The sequence below is a fragment of the Synechococcus lacustris str. Tous genome (assembly GCF_003011125.1).
Taxonomy (GTDB): Bacteria; Cyanobacteriota; Cyanobacteriia; order PCC-6307; family Cyanobiaceae; genus Synechococcus_D; species Synechococcus_D lacustris.
The window spans coordinates 1-1,661 of record NZ_PXVC01000171.1 but is presented as its reverse complement, the minus strand read 5'-3'; the positions used below and the strand labels follow the sequence as shown (position 1 = coordinate 1,661).

Here is a 1,661-nt window from a genome sequence, read left to right as displayed (position 1 = left end):
GGCCCATACAGATTGGTGGGCAACTGCTTCGCAGAAGGCTTCGCCTACAGGCTGATGGCATCAAAGCCGTGCTGCCGGCGCAGCGCCTCACAYAGCTTGATGCCGGTGATYTTGGCGATCGCRTACCACKCGTTCGTGKGCTCTAGCGGCCCGGTGAGCAGCGCTTCYTCSCGGATCRGCTGCTCGGCGARCTTSGGGTAGATGCARCTGCTGCCCAGAAACAGCAGGCGCCGCACCCCRGAGCGCCAGGCCGTTTSGATCACGTTGGTYTGGATCTTGAGGTTGTCGAGCAGGAAATCAGCCGGGTAGCTGTTGTTGGCCTGGATGCCACCCACCTTGGCCGGCCACGAAGATCCGGGCAGGTCTTCAGGGGTGATCAGGCAATCCATCAGCTRATGCCTCCCRSTTGGTCCACARGTGGACTAAGTTGGTTTCCGATGGATCCGCACYCCATGGCTGARCGTGTTGTGAATGTGCATGAGGCCAAAACCCACTTTTCACGCCTAATCGATGCCGCCCACGCCGGCGAAACGATCCTTGTSGCCAAAGGAGGCAAGCCCTGGGCGCGCTTGGTGCCYCTCGAGCAGCCTCGCCCGCGCCGCCAGGCCGGAGTSCTGGCTGGCAKCATCACCCTGCCAGCACCGGAGCTRCTGCTSGAACCTCTGCCGGAGGAGGAGCTTGCTGCCTTGGAGCAGCCTCTCCTCTGACCTTGCCYGTGATGACGCAGCTGTTGCTCGACACCCATGCCCTYCTGTGGTGGCTGGCTGAGCCGGATYRTCTCTCCCCTGCCGCACACGYCGCSATCAGCGATCCCGCCAATKCGGTCKTTGTGAGCGCCGCCTCCGGTTGGGAGATCGCCACYAAGGTGCGCCTGGGCAAGCTGCCAGCGGCCAGGGAATTGCTCGATGATCTGCCCGGGTTGCTTGCAGCCCARGGGTTTCAGCTGTTGCCGATCACCCTGCAACAGGGCCTGCATGCWGGCAGCTACCCMATGCCCCACCGCGACCCTTTTGATCGTCTGCTGGCCGCCCAGGCTGAGCTGGCCAGGCTCACCCTGGTGAGCCTGGATCCAGCGCTTCAGTCGTTCCCCTGCAGGCTTCTCTGGTAGCGGCATCAGCTCTTTTCTCCAGCGGCCGCTACGGCAGAGGGATTGGTGGGCTGCGTTGGCGACGCTAAGTCAGGACGCTCAAAAACAACCTTAGAGGTGTTGCTTCAGCTGTTGGCGGCCTTCTTGGCGGCCAGGGCTTCCAGCTGCTCCAGCGGCAGGGCGTGGAACTGGGCGGTAGTGGCGGATTTCTTCCCGGGGGGTGCCGGCAATCACCATGATTTCTGCCTCGGTGAGCTGGGGAAAACGTTGCACCAGCATAGGCAGCACAACCGTGTCTAGATCAGGCCGCACCGGCAGGGTTGGGCCGAGCGGATCAGATCGGGGGCGCTATGGAAGACCCGGTAGTACCAGCGGTCGGTGTTCACTGGCTGCGTGCACTTGTTGGAGGCAGGTCAGCGATAGACCTCGCGTCGATGGCCGATGCGCACCACCAGGATCACCAGTTCACTGCGCTGCCATTCATAGACAACGCGGTAGTTCCCTACACGCAACCGCCGCAGTCCTTCAAATTCACCCTTGAGGCCGCCGCAGTCCTTCAAATTCACCCTTGAGG

At 62.5% G+C, this 1,661-nt stretch carries 4 protein-coding genes and 1 pseudogene; 2 read left to right on the top strand and 3 right to left on the bottom strand.

Going from position 1 to position 1,661, the window contains the following annotated elements:
* Positions 1-47: 47 nt before the first annotated feature.
* Positions 48-341: pseudogene (locus C7K08_RS13965) on the bottom strand (NAD-dependent epimerase/dehydratase family protein); the annotation flags it as partial.
* A gap of 54 nt (positions 342-395) precedes the next feature.
* On the opposite strand from C7K08_RS13965, the gene C7K08_RS13960 reads away from it, so the two are divergent.
* A complete protein-coding gene (locus C7K08_RS13960; RefSeq protein ID WP_341272175.1) occupies positions 396-707 on the top strand; it encodes a type II toxin-antitoxin system Phd/YefM family antitoxin in 312 nt (103 codons plus the stop codon).
* A gap of 11 nt (positions 708-718) precedes the next feature.
* Complete coding sequence (locus tag C7K08_RS13955; protein ID WP_106501121.1) at positions 719-1,108, top strand: type II toxin-antitoxin system VapC family toxin; 390 nt, start codon at positions 719-721, stop codon at positions 1,106-1,108.
* Positions 1,109-1,198: 90 nt separating this feature from the next.
* Here C7K08_RS13955 and C7K08_RS15315 read toward each other — a convergent pair whose 3' ends face one another.
* Positions 1,199-1,399, bottom strand: a complete 201-nt coding sequence (locus C7K08_RS15315) for a hypothetical protein (RefSeq protein WP_133165314.1) — start codon at positions 1,397-1,399, stop codon at positions 1,199-1,201.
* A gap of 101 nt (positions 1,400-1,500) precedes the next feature.
* Complete coding sequence (locus C7K08_RS13950) at positions 1,501-1,653, bottom strand: type II toxin-antitoxin system RelE family toxin (RefSeq protein WP_241537281.1); 153 nt, start codon at positions 1,651-1,653, stop codon at positions 1,501-1,503.
* Positions 1,654-1,661 lie beyond the last annotated feature (8 nt).